Raw genomic sequence first — 21,875 nt, forward strand, 5'->3', positions numbered from 1 at the left:
CTCCAATGAACAAAGATAACAAGGATACTCACGCACCTTTGCTATATTAGCATTGGCGAACCCGGATGTCAAGAACCTCATCAAAAAAATCCCCACCGGATCCCGCTCCACCCGAGAGAACCGGCGGGAACGGGAATCCGGCAGGATTAGGCTTGTTTATTCAGCTGGAACAGTCTCCAGCGCTTCAAGCTCGCTTTGCTCTTCTTCCGGATTGATCAGCTTCACATTGCGGTAGCGGTTCATGCCTGTACCGGCAGGAATCAGCTTACCGATAATGACGTTCTCCTTGAGACCGAGCAACTGGTCGACCTTGCCCTTGATAGCAGCGTCGGTCAGGACGCGTGTCGTCTCCTGGAAGGAAGCCGCGGAGAGGAACGAATCAGTCTCCAGAGATGCCTTCGTGATACCGAGGAGAACAGGCTTGGCGACTGCCGGCTCTTTGCCGGACAGGATCGCTTCCTTGTTCGCCGTTTCATATTCATGGATGTCGGCAAAGGCGCCCGGAAGCAGGTTCGTGTCCCCTGCGTCGATAATCCGGATCTTGCGCAGCATCTGCCGGATCATAACTTCAACGTGCTTGTCGTTGATTTCTACGCCCTGGTTCCGGTATACACGCTGAACTTCCTGAAGGATATAGTTCTGCACGCCGCGGATACCCTTGATGCGCAGCATTTCTTTCGGGTCAATGGAACCGTCGGTCAGTTCGTCGCCGGCCTCCACTTCGTCGCCTTCGCTTACGCGCAGACGCGAGCCGTAAGTGATGGAGTAAACTTTCGATTCCGCTTCGCCTTGGACTTCGATTTCACGGCGGTCCTTGGCTTCCCGGATTTCCTTGACGACACCGTCGATTTCAGTGATGGTCGCCTGGCCTTTCGGGTTACGTGCTTCGAAGAGCTCCTGAATACGCGGAAGACCCTGGGTAATGTCATCACCCGCAACGCCCCCTGTATGGAACGTACGCATGGTGAGCTGGGTTCCCGGTTCACCGATGGATTGAGCGGCGATAATGCCGACTGCTTCTCCGATTTCAACATGCTTGCCAGTAGCCAGGTTGCGGCCGTAGCACTTCTTGCAGACGCCGTGACGGGCGCGGCAGCTCAGCACGGAGCGGATCTGCAGCTTCGTTACGCCGGCATTGACGATTTCTTCCGCTTTGTCGGAATCGATCAGATCGTTGCGGCGAACGATGATGGCTCCGGTCTCCGGATGGCGGACGGTCTCGAAGCAGTAACGGCCTTCGATACGGTCATACAGATCCTCGATAACTTCCTTGCCATCCTGAATACGGCTGACGGTGAAGCCTTTGTCCGTACCGCAATCTTCTTCGCGGACGATAACGTCCTGCGCCACATCGACGAGACGGCGTGTCAGGTAACCCGAGTCAGCGGTACGAAGCGCCGTATCGGCCAGACCTTTCCGCGCGCCGTGAGTGGAGATAAAGTACTCCAAGACGGTAAGGCCTTCGCGGAAGTTCGCCTTGATCGGCAGTTCGAAAATGCGTCCCGACGGCGTAGCCATCAGGCCGCGCATGCCGCCCAGCTGGGTGATCTGCGATTTGTTACCACGCGCCTTGGAATCAACCATGAGCATGATGGAGTTGAAGCGGTCCATGGACTTCATGAGGACGTTCGTCAGATCATCCTTCGTCTTGGACCAGATCTCGATTACGCGGTCGTAGCGTTCTTCGTTGGTAATAAGGCCGCGGCGGTATTGCTTGGCAACGACATCGACCTTCTCCTCGGATTCGCGCAGAATATCCTTCTTCTCATCAGGCACAACGACGTCGGACACGGCGATCGTTACGCCGGCACGGGTCGAGTACGTGAACCCGAGCTGCTTGATTTTGTCCAGAATGACGGAGGTTTCCGTCGTATGGTAAATCTCGAAGCAGCGGGCGATGATGGAGCCCAGATATTCCTTGCCGACTGCGGCGGCAATCGCTACTTCTTCGATACGGGCGCGAATGTCGGCGCCTTTTTCGTAGATGAAATATTTCTCCGGGGTGCCCTGCAACAGATTGTCGCGGGTTGCTTCGTTGATGTACGGGAAGCTTTCCGGGAAAATTTCGTTGAAGATAATCTTGCCGACCGTCGTGATCAGCATGGCATTCTGCTGTTTCTCAGTGAAGGAGGTTTTGCCCAGAGCCTTAACCGGAATAGCAACACGCGCATGCAGACCTGCCGTACCACGTTGGTAAGCGGAGACCGCTTCGTTCACGGTGCGCAGAATCATGTAGCTACCCTTTTCTTCCTTGTTGTCCATGGTCAGGTAGAAAGAACCGAGGACCATATCCTGGGAAGGAGTTACGACAGGCTTGCCGTCTTTCGGGTTCAGTATGTTGCCGGAGGCCAGCATCAGGATGCGGGCTTCTGCCTGCGCTTCAGCGGACAGCGGTACGTGCACGGCCATCTGGTCACCGTCAAAGTCGGCGTTGTAAGCCGTACATACGAGCGGGTGAAGACGGATGGCGTGGCCTTCCACCAGAATCGGTTCAAATGCCTGGATACCGAGACGGTGAAGCGTGGGGGCACGGTTCAGAAGAACCGGATGCTCCTTGATGACTTCTTCAAGAACATCCCAGACTTCCGGACTTACGCGTTCCACTTTGCGCTTCGCACTCTTAATGTTATGGGCAAGGCCCTTGTTCACGAGTTCTTTCATGACGAACGGCTTGAACAGCTCGAGCGCCATTTTCTTCGGCAGACCGCATTGGTACATCTTCAGGTAAGGACCTACGACGATAACGGAACGGCCGGAATAGTCGACGCGTTTACCGAGCAGGTTCTGACGGAAACGTCCTTGCTTACCTTTCAGCATATGGCTGAGCGATTTCAGCGGACGGTTGCCTGGGCCCGTTACCGGACGGCCGCGACGGCCGTTGTCGATTAGAGCGTCGACTGCTTCTTGAAGCATACGCTTCTCGTTCTGAACGATAATATCCGGAGCTCCGAGATCAAGCAGTCTCTTCAGACGGTTATTGCGGTTGATTACGCGGCGATACAGGTCGTTCAGGTCGGATGTCGCAAAACGTCCGCCGTCCAGCTGTACCATTGGACGAAGTTCCGGCGGTATAACCGGCAGTACGTCCATGATCATCCAATCCGGCTTGTTGCCGGAGTTGCGGAACGCCTCGATAACCTCAAGACGCTTGATCGCACGGTTGCGGCGCTGGCCCTGTGCAGTGCGCAGCTCTTCTTTCAGGAATTCAAGCTCTTTTTCGACGTCGAGATCCTGAAGCAGCTTCTTGACCGCTTCTGCGCCCATGCTCGCTTGGAAGCCATAGCCGTATTTCTCGCGGTAGCTGCGGTATTCCTTCTCGGACAGCAGCTGCTTCTTCTCCAGAGGCGTATCTCCTGGATCAGTTACAACATAGGAAGCGAAGTAGATAATCTCTTCCAGCGATCTTGGAGACATGTCAAGAGCAAGACCCATGCGGCTCGGAATGCCTTTGAAATACCAGATATGAGAAACCGGAGCAGCCAGTTCGATATGTCCCATGCGCTCGCGGCGAACCTTGGCGCGGGTTACTTCAACGCCGCAACGGTCGCAGACAACGCCTTTATAGCGAACGCGCTTGTACTTGCCGCAATGGCACTCCCAGTCCTTCTGAGGCCCGAAGATCCGTTCACAGAACAGACCTTCCTTCTCCGGCTTCAGTGTCCGATAGTTAATGGTTTCCGGCTTCTTAACCTCTCCGCGGGACCAAGAACGGATCTTCTCCGGGGAAGCGAGACCGATCTTCATAAATTCAAAATTGTTAACGTCCAACAAGGAGCAACCCTCCTTAACCTGATCCTGATTTGGTGCCGCCGTTCTCCTCCCGCTCCTTGCGGCGGGAGGCAGCTGCGGTTCATAGAACGGAAGGCCATCCCCTAAGAGGATGGCGCCGCCGCTTTTTGTCATCCCGACCGTTCCGAAGGCTGGTCAAGCGACCGAAGCCGCCTGAACCAGCCTTGTGGAACGGGTGGAATGCCTCATTATTCCACTCCGACTTCCGCACCTTCCAGATTGAGGCTCAGCTTGTCGCTTGTAGTCTCATCCTCATCGTCCAGTTCCTTCATCTCGATCTCCTGCTCGTCTCCGCTCAGAATCTTAACGTCCATGCCGAGGGATTGAAGCTCCTTGATCAATACCTTGAAGGATTCCGGAACGCCCGGTTCCGGCACGTTCTCGCCCTTAACGATCGATTCGTAGGTCTTCACACGGCCGACCACGTCGTCGGATTTGACTGTCAGAATCTCCTGCAGGGTATAAGCGGCGCCGTAAGCTTCAAGCGCCCATACTTCCATTTCCCCGAAGCGCTGGCCGCCGAACTGGGCTTTACCGCCGAGTGGCTGCTGCGTAACGAGCGAGTATGGCCCTGTGGAACGGGCATGGATTTTATCGTCAACCATGTGCGCCAGCTTGATCATGTGCATGACGCCGACGGTAACTTCGCGCTCGAAGCGCTCGCCCGTGCGTCCGTCATACAGGATGGTCTTGCCGTTGCGCTGCATGCCGGCTTCTTCCATCGTGTCGAATACGTCATTCTCGCGTGCTCCGTCGAATACCGGCGTTGCCACGTGAATGCCCAGGCGCATGGCCGCGAAGCCGAGGTGAACCTCAAGCACCTGTCCGATGTTCATACGCGAAGGTACGCCCAGCGGATTCAGTACAACCTGTACAGGCGTACCGTCCGGCAGGAACGGCATATCTTCTTCCGGCAGGATACGTGCTACGACACCCTTGTTACCATGACGTCCAGCCATCTTGTCGCCTTCGGAGATTTTGCGCTTCTGGGCGATGTAGACGCGGACGAGTTGGTTAACGCCTGGAGGCAGCTCGTCGCCGTTCTCCCGCGTGAACACTTTAACGTCAACGATGATACCGTCACTGCCGTGTGGCACGCGCAGCGAGGTGTCGCGGACTTCGCGGGCCTTCTCGCCGAAGATGGCGTGCAGCAGGCGTTCTTCAGCCGTCAGCTCCGTTACACCCTTCGGCGTAACCTTGCCGACCAGGATGTCTCCAGCGCTGATTTCGGCGCCGATCCGGATAATACCGCGCTCATCCAGGTTGCGGAGCGCTTCTTCGCCCACGTTCGGAATGTCGCGTGTAATTTCTTCCGGTCCGAGTTTCGTATCGCGCGCTTCGGATTCGTACTCCTCGATGTGAATCGAAGTGTATACATCCTCTTTCACAAGCTTCTCGCTCAGCAGGATCGCATCCTCGTAGTTGTAGCCTTCCCAGGTCATGAAGGCAACGACTACGTTGCGCCCCAGTGCCAATTCACCCATTTCGGTCGAAGGACCGTCCGCCAGGATGTCGCCCTTCTTGACGATGTCGCCCCGTTTGGCCAGTGGACGCTGGTTAATGCAGGTCCCTTGGTTCGAACGCATAAATTTGTGTAATTTATATTTAACAATGTCGCCTTTAACTTCTTTGCCGTCGACGGTTTCGACGCGGCGCAGCCAAATCTCGTTGGCCGACGAGCGTTCGATAATCCCGTCGTACTTGGATACAATACATACGCCCGAATCCTTGGCCGACTTGTGCTCCATTCCCGTACCGACCAGAGGGGCTTTCGGGATGAGCAGTGGAACTGCCTGACGCTGCATATTGGAACCCATCAGCGCGCGGTTGGAGTCATCGTTCTCAAGGAACGGAATGAGCGCCGTCGCGACGGATACAACCTGCTTAGGCGATACGTCCATGTAGTCTACCCGACTGCTCGGCATCGTCGTGATATTGTCGGAGAGCTTGTTGTAACGGACGATAACCATTTCGTCCTTAAACGAGCCTTCCTCCGTCAGCTCAGCGTTCGCCTGGGCGACAACATAATTATCTTCTTCATCGGCCGTCAGATAATCGATCTGTTCCGTAACCTTACCGGTCTTCGGATCCACCCAACGGTACGGTGCTTCGATAAAGCCGTATTCGTTGATGCGGGCAAATGTCGACAGGGAGTTGATAAGACCGATGTTCGGACCTTCAGGCGTTTCAATTGGACACATCCGGCCATAGTGACTGTGATGGACGTCTCGAACTTCAAAGCCCGCGCGTTCGCGCGTCAGACCGCCTGGACCCAGCGCGGAGAGACGGCGCTTATGTGTAAGCTCGGCCAGCGGGTTCGTCTGGTCCATGAACTGGGACAGCTGGGAAGATCCGAAGAACTCCTTGATCGACGCAATGACCGGACGAATGTTGATCAGGGCCTGCGGCGTAATGGCATTGGCATCCTGAATCGACATTCTTTCACGGACAACGCGCTCCATACGGGACAGACCGATACGGAACTGGTTCTGGAGCAGTTCGCCCACCGAACGCAGACGACGGTTGCCCAGATGGTCGATATCGTCAGTGTTGCCGATGCCGTGAAGCAAGTTGATAAAGTAGCTGATCGAGGAAATAATATCAGCCTGGGTAATATGCTTGACCGATTTGTCGATATTGCCGTTCGCAATCAGCTTGACGACACGGCCTTCTTCGATTGGCGAGAAGACTTCAACCATTTGCAGCGGAATGTCTTCGTTATCCAGAACACCGCCGCTTACGCGGTAGGTCTTGGCTGCCATGCTCTTCTCGAAGTACGGGATCAGCTCGTCAAGGAGACGGCGGTCTACCATCTGGCCGGTTTCGGCCAGAATTTCACCGGTCGACTCGTCTACGAGCGGCTGAGCCAGACGCTGGTTGAACAGGCGATTCTTGATGTGCAGCTTCTTGTTAATCTTATAGCGACCCACATTCGCCAGATCATAACGCTTGGGGTCGAAGAAACGTGCTACCAGCAAGCTCTTCGCGTTGTCGAGTGTCGGCGGCTCGCCCGGGCGGAGACGTTCGTAAATCTCGATAAGCGCCTTTTCCGTCGAGTCGGTGTTGTCTTTATCCAGGGTATTGCGGATATATTCATCATTGCCAAGCAGATCCAGAATTTCGGCATCCGTGCCGAAACCAAGAGCGCGAAGCAGCACGGTAACCGGAATTTTGCGGGTACGGTCGATACGGACATACATGATGTCCTTCGCATCGGTCTCCAATTCCAGCCATGCGCCGCGGTTAGGGATTACTGTGGCCGTGTAGGTTTTCTTACCGTTCTTATCCACTTTAGTGCTAAAGTAGACGCTTGGAGAGCGAACCAACTGGCTGACAATTACCCGTTCCGCACCGTTAATGATAAACGTACCGGTCTCCGTCATCAGCGGGAAATCCCCCATGAACACTTCCTGTTCCTTGACCTCGCCGGTTTCCTTGTTAATGAGACGAACTTTAACCCGAAGCGGCGCCGCATACGTAACGTCGCGTTCTTTGGCATCGTCCACCGTATATTTCGGTTCGCCTAAGCTGTAGTCAATGAACTCCAGCACCAGATTGCCCGTGAAATCCTGGATCGGCGAGATGTCCTGAAACATTTCACGCAATCCTTCCTCCAAAAACCAATCGTATGATTTTTGTTGGATCTCAATCAGGTTCGGGACCTCGAGTACCTCGTTAATTCTCGCATAGCTTCGCCGAGTGCGTCGACCATACTGAACAAGATGTCCTGCCAACTTTACTCACCCCTCATGTCTACTTACTTAAAAATTGATTGCGAACCCCTGTTTGGAACCGTATAATGGAACCAAAGACTACGGGATTCACCCCTCAAATAAAGAAAAGCCCTTATCGAAATCTTTCGAAAAAAGAGCGCATTTCTTCATGGACGGTAGACCTCCATATTCAGTAGATTTGCCCAAAACGTACATATTATACGTCAGCAAACGTGCTCTTATGCGTCTCCGACCGAATCACCTCACCTTCATAAAGGACCATGGCTGTTCAAGACGGTTTCGCGACTGCTTGCCATCCGGCATGCGCCTGCCGTTGACAATATGACGTTTGACACTTCAGCAAACTAAAGACAGGGAGCCTATCTTAATACTGACATTTTATAATAATAACACTACCAACTGCCCATGTCAATAGTGTCGCGTTATTTAATTATGCTTTATGGCTCTCAGAATCCGGTACCCTTTGTCCTTACCTAATTCCTCGACTTCCCCGAACAAAGTCTCCAGCTTGGCTGCCGCCGAAGGCGCACCCTGCTTCTTCTGAATGACAACCCATAGAGCTCCATTCTCGTTCAAATGCTCATAGGCCTCTTCAAAAATCTGGTGAACCACCGCTTTGCCTGCCCGGATCGGCGGATTCGTGAGAATAACGTCAAAGTTCTTCCCGGCTACAGCGGCCAACAGATCACTTTCGACAATCTCCACATTGGCGATTCCGTTCGCCTTCGCATTCTCGCGTGCCAGTTCCACGGCCCGGCCGTTAATGTCCAGCATCGTGACTTTGGCATTTGGAGCGAGATATGCTGCTGTCAGGCCGATCGGCCCGTAACCGCAGCCTACATCCAGCACCGCTGAACCATCCGGAATCTCCATAGCTTCGATCAGCGCCCGGCTGCCGTAATCCACATCCCCTTTAGAGAATACGCCTGCATCGCTCGTAAACTGAAAGGTCTTTCCCCGGAGAACGGCACGAAGTGTCCGTCTGTCATGCTTGGCTTCCGGCTGCTGCGAGTAATAATGCTGAGACAAGCCTTTGTCTCCCTTTCCCGGTTCTTTGGCCATTCTGTAGTCTCCTTCTGCATACAGCAAACCCCTTGAACAAGTTCAAGGGGCTGCATAATAGGAAGAAACAGGTTCTTCCGAAAAAGATAAAGCTGGATTACTTCACTTCTACAGCGGCGCCGGCTTCTTCCAGCTTCGCTTTCGTAGCGTCTGCATCTTCCTTGCTTACTTTTTCCTTGATCGGCTTCGGAGCGTTGTCTACCAGGTCCTTAGCTTCTTTCAGACCCAGACCAGTGATTTCGCGAACAACCTTGATTACGTTGATCTTGGAAGCGCCGGCGTTAGTCAGGATAACGTCGAATTCGGTTTGTTCTTCAACAACAGCTGCTGCTGCGCCGCCGCCTACAGCTACTGGAGCTGCTGCAGTTACGCCAAATTCTTCTTCGATTGCTTTAACCAGTTCGTTCAGTTCCAGGACGCTCATGCCCTTGATTTCTTCCAAGATTGTTTCCTTGCTCATGATTAAACCTCCATTTATATTGGTATTTTAATTTCAAATCCAGATTGATACTGCCTTAAGCAAGTCCGATTACGCGCTTTGTTCTTCCTTCTCCGCAACGGCTTTGACAGCCAGAGCGAAGTTGCGCATAGGCGCTTGAAGAACGCTAAGCAGCATGGACAGCAGACCTTCGCGGGAAGGAAGCTCGGCCAGCGCTTTGATCTGGGCCTCGTCCACGACTTTACCTTCTACAACGCCGCCCTTCAGTTTCAGAGCATCGTTCTTCTTGGCAAAGTCATTCAAAATTTTGGCCGCTGCCACAGCATCATTCTCACTGAATGCTACGGCTGTCGGTCCGGAGAGAACTTCATCCAGCTCAGTCAGCTCAGCCGCTGCAGTAGCGCGGCGAAGCAGCGAGTTCTTCAGAACTTGGAATTCAACTCCGGCTTCACGAAGCTGCTTGCGCAGTTCGGTTACCTGGGCAACGTTCAATCCACGGTAGTCCGCAACAACAGTCGATACGCTGTTTTGCAGTTTGCCAGTAATGACGTTTACCGCTTCCTGTTTAGATTCAAGTACTTTAGCGTTTGCCAATGATTACACCTCCTGATTATTGATTATTCCTACGCAGGCATGAGATCCCTGCCAAGGGAAGAGACGCCTTTGAAGCGTTCTCCCGATCCTTGTGCAGGATCTCCGAGGTTTCTTGCGTTACGCGCAATAGAAAAGCCTCCGCAGATTTGCGAAGGCTTGATAAAACGATAGGCTGACGGCATAACCGTTCCTTATGTTTCTATCAGAACACCTCGGTAGGAAATTAAGCCTTTCGGCACCTACTGTCTACGGTAAGCATATTCGATGTTAGGTCGAGAACCTTCAAGTGTTCACAACTGTTATAGAATAACAGAGATAGACCCTGGAGTCAATACCCTATTAACGGTAAACAGCTGTGCTCACACGAGCGCTTGGTCCCATAGTCGAAGAGATGGAGATGCCTTTCAGGTATACACCCTTGGCAGCAGCCGGCTTCGCACGGTTCAGAGCGTCGATGAGGGCTTTCAGGTTGTCGTTCAGTTGAGCAGCGTCAAAGGACACTTTGCCGATCGGCGCGTGAATTTGACCTGCTTTGTCGAGACGGTATTCGATCTTACCGGCTTTGATTTCTTGAACAGCCTTGGTAACGTCGAATGTAACTGTGCCTGCTTTAGGGTTAGGCATAAGGCCTTTACCACCGAGCAGACGGCCCAGTTTACCGACTTCACTCATCATGTCAGGCGTAGCTACGCAGACATCGAATTCGAACCAGCCCTGTTGGATCTTGTTGATCATGTCCTGATCGCCAACATAATCGGCACCGGCCGCTTCCGCTTCTTTCGCTTTATCGCCTTTTGCAAATACAAGCACGCGCTGGGTTTTGCCTGTGCCATGAGGCAGGACAACAACGCCGCGAACGGCTTGATCTTGTTTACGAGGGTCAACGCCCAGACGCACAGCCGCTTCAACGGTTTCGTCGAATTTGGCAGTGGACGCCTTCTTCACAAGCTCAACAGCTTCTGAAGGCTCGTAAGTTGCTTCGCTGTTGATCAGCTTGGCAGCTTCCAGGTATTTCTTACCATGTTTAGCCATGAAATGTTCCTCCTTTGTGGTGCTAGCGGAATATCCTCCCACATATTACGGTCCGCTTCGGACCGGTTGACGAAGTCTAAAAATTAGTCTTCGATCGTGATGCCCATGCTGCGGGCAGTACCTTCAACCATACGCATTGCAGCTTCTACGGAAGCAGCGTTAAGGTCAGGCATTTTTTGCTCGGCGATTTCACGCACTGCAGCGCGGTTCAGCTTCGCAACCTTCTTCTTGTTCGGTTCGCCGGAGCCCTTTTCTACCTTCGCAGCGATGCGGAGCAGAACGGCAGCCGGAGGAGTTTTAGTGATGAAAGTGAAGGAACGGTCTTCGAATACCGTGATTTCAACCGGAATAATCAGGCCGGCTTGATCGGCGGTACGCGCGTTGAATTCCTTACAGAATGCCATGATGTTGACACCTGCTTGACCAAGCGCCGGACCAACCGGTGGCGCAGGGTTCGCTTTCCCTGCAGGAATCTGCAGTTTCACCATTTTAATAACTTTTTTAGCCATGTGTGACACCTCCTTGACGCTAGTACGGGATGAAGACGGCAAGCCGTCCAATCACAAGAAACCCTTGTGTTATATTTTCTCCACTTGAGTGAAATCCAACTCCAGCGGGGTTTCTCTTCCAAACATGTTGACGTGAACCTTGATCTTGCTCTTGTCAGCCAAAATCTCTTCCACGGAGCCCACAAAATTCGCAAAAGGACCAACCATGATGCGTACCGATTCCTTGATTTCGAAATCGATCTTCGGTTTCGGTTCCACCATACCCATATGCTTCAGAATTTGATCTACTTCTTCCGGAAGCAAAGGAGTCGGTTTGGAACCCGAGCCCGTCGAACCTACGAATCCGGTAACGCCCGGCGTGTTGCGAACAACATACCAGGAATCATCCGTCTGGATCATTTCGACCAAAACATAGCCGGGGTAAACTTTACGCATGACAGCCTTTTTCTTGCCGTCTTTGTTCACCACTTCTTCTTCCATCGGAACAAGAACGCGGAATATTTTGTCTTCCATGCCCATGGACTCTACGCGCTTTTCCAAATTGGCTTTGACCTTGTTCTCATACCCAGAGTAGGTATGAACGACATACCATCTTTTTTCCATATCAAGCCACCTGGGACCTCTCTAAATAATCGCTTCGATCACAGCGGAAATACCGATGTCCAGAACCCAGAAATAAAGTGCGACAACTACAATAGTACCAAGTACGATTAAGCTATAGTTGGTCAGTTCTTTACGATTGGGCCATCGAACCTTTTTAAGTTCAGTCCAGCTCTCAGAGAAAAAGGAAAACAAAGACTTAAAACTGCGTTTCACGCCGACTACACCTCCAACAAACTATCTGGTTTCACGATGAGGAGTTTGCGCGTTGCAATACTTGCAAAACTTCTTCAACTCCATGCGGTCGGGATGATTACGCTTGTTCTTGGTCGTCGCGTAGTTTCTCTGCTTGCAGCTTGTACAAGCCAAAGTAATAATTACCCGCATGCTGTGCACCTCCCGAAACGTTCTTCCGATTCGCAAAACCGAAAGACGCAAAATTGATCCCAAGAGTTAACGCTATAACGTATCCAGCGGACACCTAGCGTTTAACGAGAAATATAAGACCCATAACAAGTCCGGAGACTGGAAATGCATGCTTATATTTCAAGAAAATCTCTTTTTAAGAATATCGCAAAGATTCAGTTTAAAAACCGTCGCTTTGCTCAAATTCAAAAAAAGCCGCGAATTTGGGCCTACCTAAAACACTTTAGCATCTGTCAAACTCAATGTCAATAAAAATTCCCGAGTTACTCCCGGACTTCTCGGTGATCGCCGTTTGTCTTTGTGTTTGCCTTAATTGTGAGCCAGTCTACTATCCATTATGAAGCAAAACCGCATTCCGCAAACTCGCACAAATAAAAAAGACTCGCAACCGAGTCTTCTCTTCTGTCATTATATCATGAGTTGTCGCGAACTTCCAGATATCTTTCAAGCTTGCGTTTCACGCGCTGCAGGGCATTATCGATCGACTTCACATGCCGATGCAGGTCCTCGGCGATTTCCTGATAGGAGCGTCCGTCCAGATACAACATCAGAACCTTGCGCTCCAGGTCGCTGAGAATCTCGGTCATCTTATCTTCCAGACCGATAAATTCTTCCTGGTTAATTATAAGCTCTTCGGGATCCAGCACCTGCGATCCGCAGATCACATCCATCAGCGTACGGTCGGAATCCTCGTCATAAATGGGCTTGTCCAGGGAAACATAAGAATTAAGCGGAATATGCTTCTGGCGGGTAGCCGTCTTGATCGCCGTAATAATCTGGCGTGTAATGCACAGTTCGGCAAATGCCTTGAACGACGAGAGCTTATCGCCTTTGAAATCTCGAATTGCCTTATAAAGGCCAATCATGCCTTCCTGCACGATATCTTCGCGGTCGGCACCGATCAAGAAATAAGAGCGCGCCTTGGCTCTGACAAAGTTACGGTATTTGTTAATCAAATGCTCCAACGCGCCACCGTCGCCGCTCCGAAAAGCTTCGACGATTTCTTCATCGCTTATGAAATCATACTCGGACAGCATTAATTCCTTGAGGTCGACACTCACCAAGAATCCCCCCGGCTGCAACGCAGGACACATCGTTACTTCGTGAAATATACGAACAGTATAAATGACATAACCTTACACCGTCAACAGCGGTTTGACCAATTCCAATCATCACTTGAATAAAATTACAATTCACTAAAACTTTTCTTACACAGACCAGACATTACTGCCTACGCCAGTTCTCGAGTCGCCTGCGGACATCAGGAGGTAGCTTCTCTTCAAGACTATGGCGCGAAGACCCGGCACCCGGCGCTGGCGGCCTGATCGTCTTCTTGACCTCACGCTGCATTTCCTCTACCTCAAGCCGCAGCTCCCTGGCCGAGAGGCGAAGCGCTCCCTGGGCGAAAATAACATGCTGCTCGGTAGAGTCGCTGGTCGCCACATAAATCTGGCGGCGGCGGTGGCTGTATTCCCCCACAAGACGCTCGATGCACTCGTCGGCCGTCTCCTTCTCCTTCGTGAAATACACCTGGACTTTGCCCTGGACAAAAGATCGGCCGAGCCCCGGAACCCGGTAAGCATCGAAGACGGCGATGACGCGGCGCCCTGAGTACGCCTGATAGTCAGCCAGCAGATCGAGGAGCCGGTCGCGCGCTTCCTGCATGCCGGAGCGGGACAGCTCGGCAAGTTCCGGCCAGCCGCCGATCATGTTGTACCCGTCCACCAGCAGTACATCGCGCCAGTCCTTCATCGCTATTCCGCCGTACGACGGCGCCGCAGCACCTCGTACATAATAACGCCTGCGGCAACGGAAGCGTTGAGTGAGTTGATCCGGCCAAGCATCGGAAGCTTGAGCAGGAGATCGCATTTCTCGCGGATCAGCCGGCCCATCCCCTTGTTCTCGTTGCCGATAACCACTGCAACCGGACCGGAGAAAATGTCGGAGCCGAACAGATCCTGATCGGTGTCCACATCCGTGCCCACAACCCAGATTCCGAGCTCCTTCAGACGGTCGATCGTCTGGCCCAGATTGGTGACGCGGGCTACCGGCACGTATTCGACCGCACCGGCTGACGTTTTGGAGACGGTAGCCGTAATCTGGGCCGAACGCCGCTTCGGCACGATCACGCCGTGAACGCCCGTGCAGTCAGCTGTACGCAGAATGGAACCCAGGTTATGCGGATCTTCGATTTCATCCAGCAGCAGCAGAAACGGCGGTTCGCCTTTGGCTTCGGCGGCGGCCAGCAAATCTTCGACTTCCGCGTAAGCGTAAGGAGCCGCCTGAGCGACAACGCCCTGATGCTGCACGCCGGGAGCAAGCTGATCCAGCTTGCGCTTGTCGACATGCTGAACAATGATGCCGGCCTGCCGGGCTTCCGCAATGATCGGAGCGGTCAGCGCCTTTTGGGCATTTTCCGCGATCCATATTTTATTAAGAGTCCGGCCTGCGCGCAGCGCCTCAAGCACCGAATGCTTGCCGGCCAATATTTCTTCGTTAGTGTCATGCTCTTGGGCCATGATGGTCCCTCCCGGTATTATCTTTGCATTTGCCTGATGCCGATGTGGATCAGTTCTCTCAATCTGTCGTGCTGGTCTGTATAATACAAATACCCGACCAGGCATTCAAATGCGGTGGCATGCCGGTATTCCAGCACGTCGGCATTTTTCGGCACGCTTCCCGATTTGGCGTTGCGCCCCTGCCGCACGATATTTTTCTCGTCGTCAGTCAGTTCCGAGTCCAGCAGCCCGAGAATCCGGCTCTGTGCCTTCGCCGATACCAGCCCCGTCGCCGCCTTGTGCAGATGGTTCGGCTTCAGGTTCGGAAGCGAGATCAAATATTGACGGACCGCCACCTCGTAGATGGCGTCCCCAATATAAGCCAGCACGATGGGCGGAATCAGCTTGACCGGCTTCGACGGCTCATAGGGAAACCAGCCTTCGGTCATTTTCGTCTCCACCGTATTCCCTGCGGCGTATCCTCCAGAATGATGCCCATCGCACTCAGAATGTCGCGGATCTCATCGGACCGGCTCCAGTTCTTGGCCTTGCGCGCTTCGGTGCGCTCTTCGATCAGACGCTCGACCTCATCGTCGGCGTCCTCCTCCTGGGCTTCCGGCACAAGTCTGAGGACGCTGTTTAATTCCTCGAATGCGCTTTGCAGCGCAGCAAGATCCGCATGCGAAAGGCTGTTGTCCGACAGCGCCAGATTGGCTGCATTCACCCATTCGAATACGGCGGTAATCGCATCAGGCGTATTGAAGTCGTCCTGCATCTTCTCATGGTATTGCTTCACAATGGCGTCCAGCTTGGCTGCAAGCTCCGGACTGACCTGGCCACCGGCAGTATCCGGCGCGAGGCTCAAGCGGTGCTTCACATTGCCGGCCGCGCTGGCGATGCGGTCCACGCTTTTTTCAGCGGATATCAAGGCTTCCTCACCGAAATTCAGCGGGTTGCGGTAATGCGTCGAGAGCATGAAATAGCGGATGGCCCCGCCCTTGAAGCGGCTGAGGAAATCTCTGACGAGAAGACCGTTGCCGAGCGACTTCGACATTTTCTCGTCCCCGATGTTCAGGAAGCCGTTATGCATCCAATAATTCGACAGCGGCTTGCCGGTCAGCGCCTCGCTCTGCGCGCACTCGCATTCATGATGCGGGAAGGTCAGGTCCTGGCCGCCTCCGTGAATGTCGATCGTGTCGCCGAGGAATTCCCGCGCCATCGCCGAGCACTCGATATGCCAGCCCGGACGTCCGTCGCCCCATGGGCTGTGCCAGGAAATCTCGCCCGGCTTCGCCGCTTTCCAAAGGACGAAATCCTCGGGGTTCTCCTTGCGGGAATCAACCTCAATGCGGATGCCGAACTGCAGCTCATCCAGATTCTGGCGGGACAGCTTGCCGTACTCTGCGAATTTGGCCGTGCGGTAGAAGACGTCGCCGCCGCTTTCATAGGCGTAGTCTTTATCCACCAGTTCCTTGATGAAGCTGATGATCAGATCCATGCTCTGGGTAACCCGCGGATGCCGCGATGCCGGTCTGACATTAAGTCCTTTAGTATCCTCCAGAAAAGCATTGATGAAGGTCTCTGCCACTTCGGGCACCGTCAGACCCATTTCATCGGCTTTGCGGATCAGCTTGTCGTCAACATCCGTGAAGTTGACCACATATTCGACATCATAGCCGAGCTGCTCCAAATAGCCTTGAACGATGTCGAATACGATAACCGGTCTTGCATTGCCAATGTGAATATATCCGTACACCGTGGGACCGCATACGTACATCTTTACCTTACCCGGTTCAAGAGGCACGAATTCCTCCTTGCTGCGGGACATGGTGTTGTAAATATAGAGCGCCATTTGCTCCATCCTTTCTTCTCGGCCGTGTCCGGCCGTTGCCAGAGGTCTGGTTAGATTTCATAATCGCCGAAATACTGCTTGCTTTCCAGCCGGCGCTGCTCCGCCTTCTGCTCGTCGCCGCCCAGCTGCTCGCGCAGCTCCTCGATCTCCTTCTGCAGAAACCGCAGCGAGTCGATAACCGGGTCAGGCAGCTTGGTATGATCCAGCCGGTCCTTCACCCGTTCCCCGTTCCGCTTCACGATACGTCCGGGATTGCCGACCACCGTGCTGTTATCGGGAACTTCCCGGAGCACGACCGCATTCGACCCTACATTACAGTTGTCGCCAATCCGGAAGGAGCCTAGTACCTTGGCTCCCGAGCCGATAACGACATTGTTGCCGACGGTCGGGTGGCGTTTCCCTTTCTCCTTGCCGGTTCCTCCGAGTGTGACGCCCTGATAGATGACGACATCGTCTCCAATCTCGCAGGTCTCTCCAATAACCACGCCCATGCCGTGATCAATGAACAGTCTCTTGCCGATACGGGCGCCGGGATGGATTTCTATACCCGTCATGAACCGGCTGAACTGCGAGATGATTCTCGCTGTTGTATACCAGCCTCTCCGGTACAACCCGTGCGCAATCCGGTGCGCCCAGATGGCATGCAGCCCGGCATAGGTGAAGAGCACCTCAAACCGGCTGCGTGCGGCCGGGTCATTATCCAGCACCGCCTGGATATCCGAACTAATATGCTTCCACATCGCGGCTCCCCCTCAATGCTTCTCCGCCTCCGGTACATCCGGCCGAACGAAGAAGTTCCTCCGCATTACGCATTTTCTCTCTTTATGCGGCTTTGATCCTTTCCTCGGCTTTCGACAAAAAACGTCCCTGCAGCCGAAGCTGCAGAGACGTCTTCACGCGGTTCCACTCTGCTTGGACAATGCTTGTCCCCTGCCGGTTGAAGCGGCAGAATCATCGTCCCCCTTTGACATCTCTAACGGCGATGCACCGGTTTGGCCTAACGACCGCATTCGACAGCGGTTCGCTCAGCCTTACAGCTCACAGGTGCATTTCCTCGGACATGCCATGAATAACTCCCAGCCTGAACTGACGCTTCCGTTCGCGGTTATTCTCTCTGCAGATGGCATATGACGCGCGTACTTCTCCTGATCGCAGCTTTTACAATATTCTTCTATCTTAGCGAAAAGCATGGGGACTGACAAGGGGATTTGACCATCCCGTTTTAGGCCCCTTTGATTTGGGACTTCAGCCGGTCCAGAACGCGGTCCTTGCCAAGCAGGAAAATGGTCGCGTTGAGGTCGCGGCCGTGCATCTGTCCCGTAACGGCGACACGAATCGGCATGAAGAGCGCCTTGCCCTTATGTCCCGTCTCCTTCTGCACTTCCTTAATTAATGCCCCAATAACAGCCGGTGTAAACTCGGCGCTCGACTCCAGCTTGGCAAGAAATGCAGCGAGCACTTCCGGCACCTGGCTTTCCGCCAGGATGGCCGCCGCCTCCGTGTCCAGCTCCAGATGAGTGCGGAAGAAAATCTCCGACAGATTCACAATATCCGAAGCGGCTACCATTTGTTCCTGGTACAGAGCCACCAGGCTCTGCGCCCAATCACGCTGCTCTGCACTCAGCTCGGCAGGAAGTCTGCCCGCCTTCTGCAGATGAGGAATCGCCAGGTTCGCAATCCGCACCGGATCGGTATTCTTGATGTAATGATTATTCAGATGCGCCAGCTTGTTCGTATCGAACACCGCCGGGCTCTTCGAGAGCCGGTCAGGGTTGAAGATGGAGATCAGATCATCCTTGCTGAAGATTTCGTCCTCCCCTTCCGGCGACCAGCCGAGCAGGGCGATATAGTTGAACAGCGCTTCCGGCAGATAGCCCAGATCATCATACTGCTCAATGAACTGGATGATGGACTCGTTGCGCTTGCTGAGCTTCTTGTGGTCTTCGCCAACGATCAGGGTCATATGCCCGAAGACCGGCGGCTCCCAGCCCAAAGCTTCATAGATCATGAGCTGGCGCGGCGTATTGGAGATATGATCCTCGCCCCGGAGCACATGGGAAATCTTCATCAGGTAGTCGTCGACAACAACGGCGAAGTTGTAGGTCGGAATACCGTCTTTCTTCACGATGACAAAATCGCCCATTTCCGTCGTCTGGAACGAAATCTGGCCTTTGACCATATCGTCGAACGTGTACGTCTTGTCATCCGGGACCCGGAAACGGATGCTGGCGACTCGCCCTTCCTGCTCATAGGCAGCGCGCTGCTCTTCGGTCAGATTGCGGTGCTTGCCGGAATAACGCGGCGTTTCTCCGCGGGCCAACTGCTCTTCGCGTTCGGCTTCCAGCTCCTCTTCGGTGCAGTAACAGCGGTAGGCAAGACCGCGGTCGAGCAGATCCTGCCAGTAGATTTTATACAGGTCCAGACGCTCCGTCTGTCTGTAAGGGCCGTATTCGCCACCGATATCAATGCTTTCGTCCCAATCCATACCCAGCCATTTCAAATACTTCAGCTGACTTTCTTCACCGCCGGCAATGTTGCGCTTCACGTCCGTATCCTCGATCCGGATAACGAACTCTCCGCCCCGGCTGCGGGCGAACAAATAGTTAAACAATGCCGTTCTCGCATTCCCGATATGTAAATGTCCTGTAGGGCTTGGCGCATAGCGCACACGGACTTGATCTCCCATTTCGTTACCTCCGCTCTTTCATTTGCTAGTTCGGCTGATTTCTAGCCATCTCATGATGATACCATATCCCGAAGCAGGCAGACAATAGATTGCGCTGCGATGCCTTCACCACGTCCGGTAAATCCAAGCTGCTCTGTCGTTGTCGCCTTGACGTTCACCAGGGAAGGCTCGGCTTCCAGTGCGCGGGCGATAATTTCGGTCATTTCCGGAATATAAGGAGCCATCTTCGGCTTCTGGGCGATGATTGTCGAATCGATATTGCCCAGACGATAACCGCGCTCTTTGGCCAGTCCCCACACATGCTCAAGCAGCTTCAGACTGTCGGCATCCTTGAAGGCCGGGTCCGTGTCCGGAAAATGCCGGCCGATATCCCCTAGACCCAGCGCGCCGAGAATGGCGTCGCTGATCGCGTGCAGCAGCACGTCCGCATCCGAGTGGCCCAGCAGCCCTTTTTCATAAGGAATCGTTACTCCTCCAATAATGCACGGCCGGCCTTCCACCAGCTGATGTACATCAAACCCTTGTCCTACTGCGATCATAGTTGTCCCTCTCTCCCGAATGTTTCAATGAATTCTGCATAGGCCAGGTCGTCCGGCGTCGTGATCTTGATGTTGGTATAGCTGCCTTCCACCACCGCAACCGGCATGCCAGCCCGTTCGGCCAGACTGGAATCGTCGGTTCCCAGGAACCCGTCCCGCTCCGCCGCTTCATAGGCTTGCTTCAACCGGGACAACCGGAAGGTCTGCGGTGTCTGAATCGCCCACAGCGTGCGCCGGTCCGGCGTGGCGGTTACCAGTCCTTCTCCGCTCACCTGCTTGATCGTATCCTTCACCGGAACGGCCAGCACCGAAGCCCCCGTCCGCTTCGCTTCTTCATAACAAGCCTCGATATCGCGGGACCTGACGAATGGACGGACTCCGTCATGAACCATTACCCACTCCGAGTCCAGCCGCCCCAGTCCCTTGTAGACCGAATGCTGACGCTCCGCACCGCCGGTAACTACAGCCTTCAGCTTCGTGATTCCGTACTCCTCCGCCCATTTACGGCAGCGTTCCACATCCTCGGCCCCGGTTACGAGCACGATCTCCGAAATTAAGGGATGCTGCTGGAAGATCTCCAGCGTATGCACGATGATCGGCCTGCCCCGAAGCAGCAAATACTGCTTGCTCTCCTCAGTCCCCATCCGCGTTCCTCTGCCTGCCGCCACAATGACGACGCCGACACTTTCCGCCATCTTCAACTGCTCCTGTCCTTTGACGTATATCCCCATCATATCGCGTTTATTCGTCATTTCCAAGGTGGCGGCTCAATTCGAAGTCCCGAAAAGGCGGTTGGCAGCCGCTGACGATCTGATCGAAGAAGCTGCCGAATCCCTCTCTAGCGGCCGTTTGTCTTGCAATATCAGGAAGCCGAGGCTTTGAGGTTAATACTTTCAGATATTATAAGAAAAAAGGGCGCCGAACGGCTCTTCCGTTCGAACGCCCTGAAGGTTACTGCGCCTTCTCCAGAAGCTTCGGCTTGGCGAATATCATCCGGCCCGCGGATGTCTGAAGTACGCTTGTTACGAGAACTTCCATTGTGCTGCCGATGAACTCGCGTCCGCCTTCCACGACGATCATCGTGCCGTCATCCAGGTAAGCGACGCCTTGTCCATGTTCCTTGCCGTCCTTGATGACCTGGACGATAATCTCCTCGCCCGGAAGCACCACCGGCTTTACCGCATTGGCCAAATCGTTGATGTTCAGTACCGATACGCCCTGAAGCTCGCATACCTTATTCAGGTTGAAATCGTTCGTGACCACCTTGCCGTGCAGCACCTTCGCCAGCTTGACCAGCTTGCTGTCCACCTCGGAAATCTCCTCGAAATCCCCTTCGTAGATCAGCACTTTGACATCCAGCTCTTTTTGGATTTTATTGAGAATATCCAGCCCACGCCGGCCTCTGTTGCGTTTCAGCAGATCGGATGAATCGGCAATATGCTGCAGTTCCTCCAGAACGAATTCGGGAATGACGATCGTTCCCTCGATGAAGCCGGTCTTGCAAATATCCGCGATCCTTCCGTCAATAATGACGCTGGTGTCGAGGATTTTGTGCTCTTCAGGCACCGGTCCCTCAGGCTCCGCCGTCCCTCCAAAACGTCCGGTTGCCCATAACGCGCCGAGCTCTGCTCTCTTCTCCAGGCCGATTCTAAGGCCAAGATACCCGAGACCCGCCGTCAGCGGCACCTGCAGCAGTTGGCCCGCCTTGCCGAGCCAGGCCATGCTGGGGTAGATCAGCAGTGACAGCAGCAGTCCGCCCAGCAGTCCGGCCGCCGCGGCCGCCAGCTCTCCCATCGGCATTCCGGAACAGTACCGCGCCGCCGACTGCAATTTCGTTCCCGCCCAATCTGCGCACAAACCCGCCGCTAACAAAAAAATAAGGGCACCGAGCACCGAAAAGCAAAATCCGCCCGAAACGGGAAGGCTGTTCTCCAGCCGGAGCATTCCCTCCGGGAAATCCCGCATGGCGGCGTGATACAGGGAATAGCCGGCCAGGCCTCCGCATAACGCGGCAAATAATAACATCCACTTCTTCCACATGGTTGACGCACCTCCTTTAATCTCACGCTCTATCCTGAAATCACGATATCCTGACAAGGACCGTGTTATGGGAGC

20 protein-coding genes and 1 other annotated feature are annotated in these 21,875 nt (G+C 53.9%); all 20 genes read right to left on the reverse strand.

Going from position 1 to position 21,875, the window contains the following annotated elements:
- Positions 1 to 156: 156 nt before the first annotated feature.
- The 20 genes from rpoC to PSTEL_RS23335 all read right to left on the reverse strand — a co-directional run bounded on the left by rpoC (position 157) and on the right by PSTEL_RS23335 (position 21,800).
- A complete protein-coding gene (rpoC, locus tag PSTEL_RS23245; protein ID WP_038699028.1) occupies positions 157 to 3,771 on the reverse strand; it encodes a DNA-directed RNA polymerase subunit beta' in 3,615 nt (1,204 codons plus the stop codon).
- A gap of 206 nt (positions 3,772 to 3,977) precedes the next feature.
- Complete coding sequence (gene rpoB, locus PSTEL_RS23250; protein ID WP_038699030.1) at positions 3,978 to 7,523, reverse strand: DNA-directed RNA polymerase subunit beta; 3,546 nt, start codon at positions 7,521 to 7,523, stop codon at positions 3,978 to 3,980.
- 426 nt (positions 7,524 to 7,949) lie between these two features.
- Positions 7,950 to 8,552: a class I SAM-dependent methyltransferase gene (locus tag PSTEL_RS23255; protein ID WP_038701553.1), complete on the reverse strand. Its 603-nt coding sequence runs from the start codon at positions 8,550 to 8,552 to the stop codon at positions 7,950 to 7,952.
- 130 nt (positions 8,553 to 8,682) lie between these two features.
- A complete protein-coding gene (gene rplL, locus PSTEL_RS23260) occupies positions 8,683 to 9,045 on the reverse strand; it encodes a 50S ribosomal protein L7/L12 (RefSeq protein WP_038699032.1) in 363 nt (120 codons plus the stop codon).
- A 69-nt stretch (positions 9,046 to 9,114) separates the two neighbouring features.
- Positions 9,115 to 9,618, reverse strand: coding sequence for a 50S ribosomal protein L10 (gene rplJ / locus PSTEL_RS23265; RefSeq protein ID WP_038699034.1), 504 nt, complete (start codon positions 9,616 to 9,618; stop codon positions 9,115 to 9,117).
- Positions 9,619 to 9,737: 119 nt separating this feature from the next.
- Positions 9,738 to 9,888: a sequence feature (ribosomal protein L10 leader region), on the reverse strand.
- A 69-nt stretch (positions 9,889 to 9,957) separates the two neighbouring features.
- Positions 9,958 to 10,650 (reverse strand): 50S ribosomal protein L1, encoded by a 693-nt coding sequence (rplA, locus tag PSTEL_RS23270; protein WP_038699036.1) that lies wholly within the window; start codon positions 10,648 to 10,650, stop codon positions 9,958 to 9,960.
- Positions 10,651 to 10,733: 83 nt separating this feature from the next.
- Positions 10,734 to 11,159 (reverse strand): 50S ribosomal protein L11, encoded by a 426-nt coding sequence (rplK, locus tag PSTEL_RS23275; protein ID WP_025691673.1) that lies wholly within the window; start codon positions 11,157 to 11,159, stop codon positions 10,734 to 10,736.
- A 69-nt stretch (positions 11,160 to 11,228) separates the two neighbouring features.
- Positions 11,229 to 11,762, reverse strand: a complete 534-nt coding sequence (gene nusG / locus PSTEL_RS23280; RefSeq protein ID WP_038699039.1) for a transcription termination/antitermination protein NusG — start codon at positions 11,760 to 11,762, stop codon at positions 11,229 to 11,231.
- A gap of 21 nt (positions 11,763 to 11,783) precedes the next feature.
- Complete coding sequence (gene secE, locus PSTEL_RS23285; RefSeq protein ID WP_038699041.1) at positions 11,784 to 11,975, reverse strand: preprotein translocase subunit SecE; 192 nt, start codon at positions 11,973 to 11,975, stop codon at positions 11,784 to 11,786.
- 21 nt (positions 11,976 to 11,996) lie between these two features.
- A complete protein-coding gene (rpmG, locus tag PSTEL_RS27270) occupies positions 11,997 to 12,146 on the reverse strand; it encodes a 50S ribosomal protein L33 (RefSeq protein ID WP_084065281.1) in 150 nt (49 codons plus the stop codon).
- 452 nt (positions 12,147 to 12,598) lie between these two features.
- Positions 12,599 to 13,246 carry an RNA polymerase sporulation sigma factor SigH gene (gene sigH / locus PSTEL_RS23290; RefSeq protein WP_038699043.1) on the reverse strand — a complete coding sequence of 216 codons (648 nt, stop codon included), beginning with the start codon at positions 13,244 to 13,246 and terminating at the stop codon, positions 12,599 to 12,601.
- 163 nt (positions 13,247 to 13,409) lie between these two features.
- Complete coding sequence (locus tag PSTEL_RS23295) at positions 13,410 to 13,937, reverse strand: NYN domain-containing protein (RefSeq protein WP_038699045.1); 528 nt, start codon at positions 13,935 to 13,937, stop codon at positions 13,410 to 13,412.
- 2 nt (positions 13,938 to 13,939) lie between these two features.
- Complete coding sequence (gene rlmB / locus PSTEL_RS23300) at positions 13,940 to 14,704, reverse strand: 23S rRNA (guanosine(2251)-2'-O)-methyltransferase RlmB (protein ID WP_038699047.1); 765 nt, start codon at positions 14,702 to 14,704, stop codon at positions 13,940 to 13,942.
- A gap of 17 nt (positions 14,705 to 14,721) precedes the next feature.
- Entirely contained in the window at positions 14,722 to 15,132 is a 411-nt protein-coding gene (locus PSTEL_RS23305; protein WP_038699049.1) for a Mini-ribonuclease 3, read from the reverse strand.
- On the reverse strand, positions 15,129 to 16,535 hold the full coding sequence (gene cysS, locus PSTEL_RS23310) for a cysteine--tRNA ligase (protein WP_038699051.1): 1,407 nt from the start codon (positions 16,533 to 16,535) through the stop codon (positions 15,129 to 15,131). The genes PSTEL_RS23305 and cysS overlap by 4 nt, the downstream gene beginning before the upstream one ends.
- Positions 16,536 to 16,585: 50 nt before the next feature.
- Complete coding sequence (gene cysE, locus PSTEL_RS23315) at positions 16,586 to 17,275, reverse strand: serine O-acetyltransferase (RefSeq protein WP_038699053.1); 690 nt, start codon at positions 17,273 to 17,275, stop codon at positions 16,586 to 16,588.
- Positions 17,276 to 17,757: 482 nt separating this feature from the next.
- Positions 17,758 to 19,221, reverse strand: a complete 1,464-nt coding sequence (gene gltX / locus PSTEL_RS23320) for a glutamate--tRNA ligase (protein WP_038699055.1) — start codon at positions 19,219 to 19,221, stop codon at positions 17,758 to 17,760.
- Positions 19,222 to 19,271: 50 nt separating this feature from the next.
- Positions 19,272 to 19,760, reverse strand: a complete 489-nt coding sequence (gene ispF, locus PSTEL_RS23325; RefSeq protein WP_038699057.1) for a 2-C-methyl-D-erythritol 2,4-cyclodiphosphate synthase — start codon at positions 19,758 to 19,760, stop codon at positions 19,272 to 19,274.
- A complete protein-coding gene (gene ispD, locus PSTEL_RS23330) occupies positions 19,757 to 20,455 on the reverse strand; it encodes a 2-C-methyl-D-erythritol 4-phosphate cytidylyltransferase (protein WP_038699059.1) in 699 nt (232 codons plus the stop codon). The genes ispF and ispD overlap by 4 nt, the downstream gene beginning before the upstream one ends.
- 256 nt (positions 20,456 to 20,711) lie before the next feature.
- The gene (locus PSTEL_RS23335) at positions 20,712 to 21,800 is read right to left on the reverse strand and encodes a PIN/TRAM domain-containing protein (RefSeq protein ID WP_038699061.1); all 1,089 of its coding nucleotides are present in this window, start codon (positions 21,798 to 21,800) and stop codon (positions 20,712 to 20,714) included.
- Positions 21,801 to 21,875 lie beyond the last annotated feature (75 nt).

The organism is Paenibacillus stellifer, assembly GCF_000758685.1.
GTDB lineage: Bacteria > Bacillota > Bacilli > Paenibacillales > Paenibacillaceae > Paenibacillus_AQ > Paenibacillus_AQ stellifer.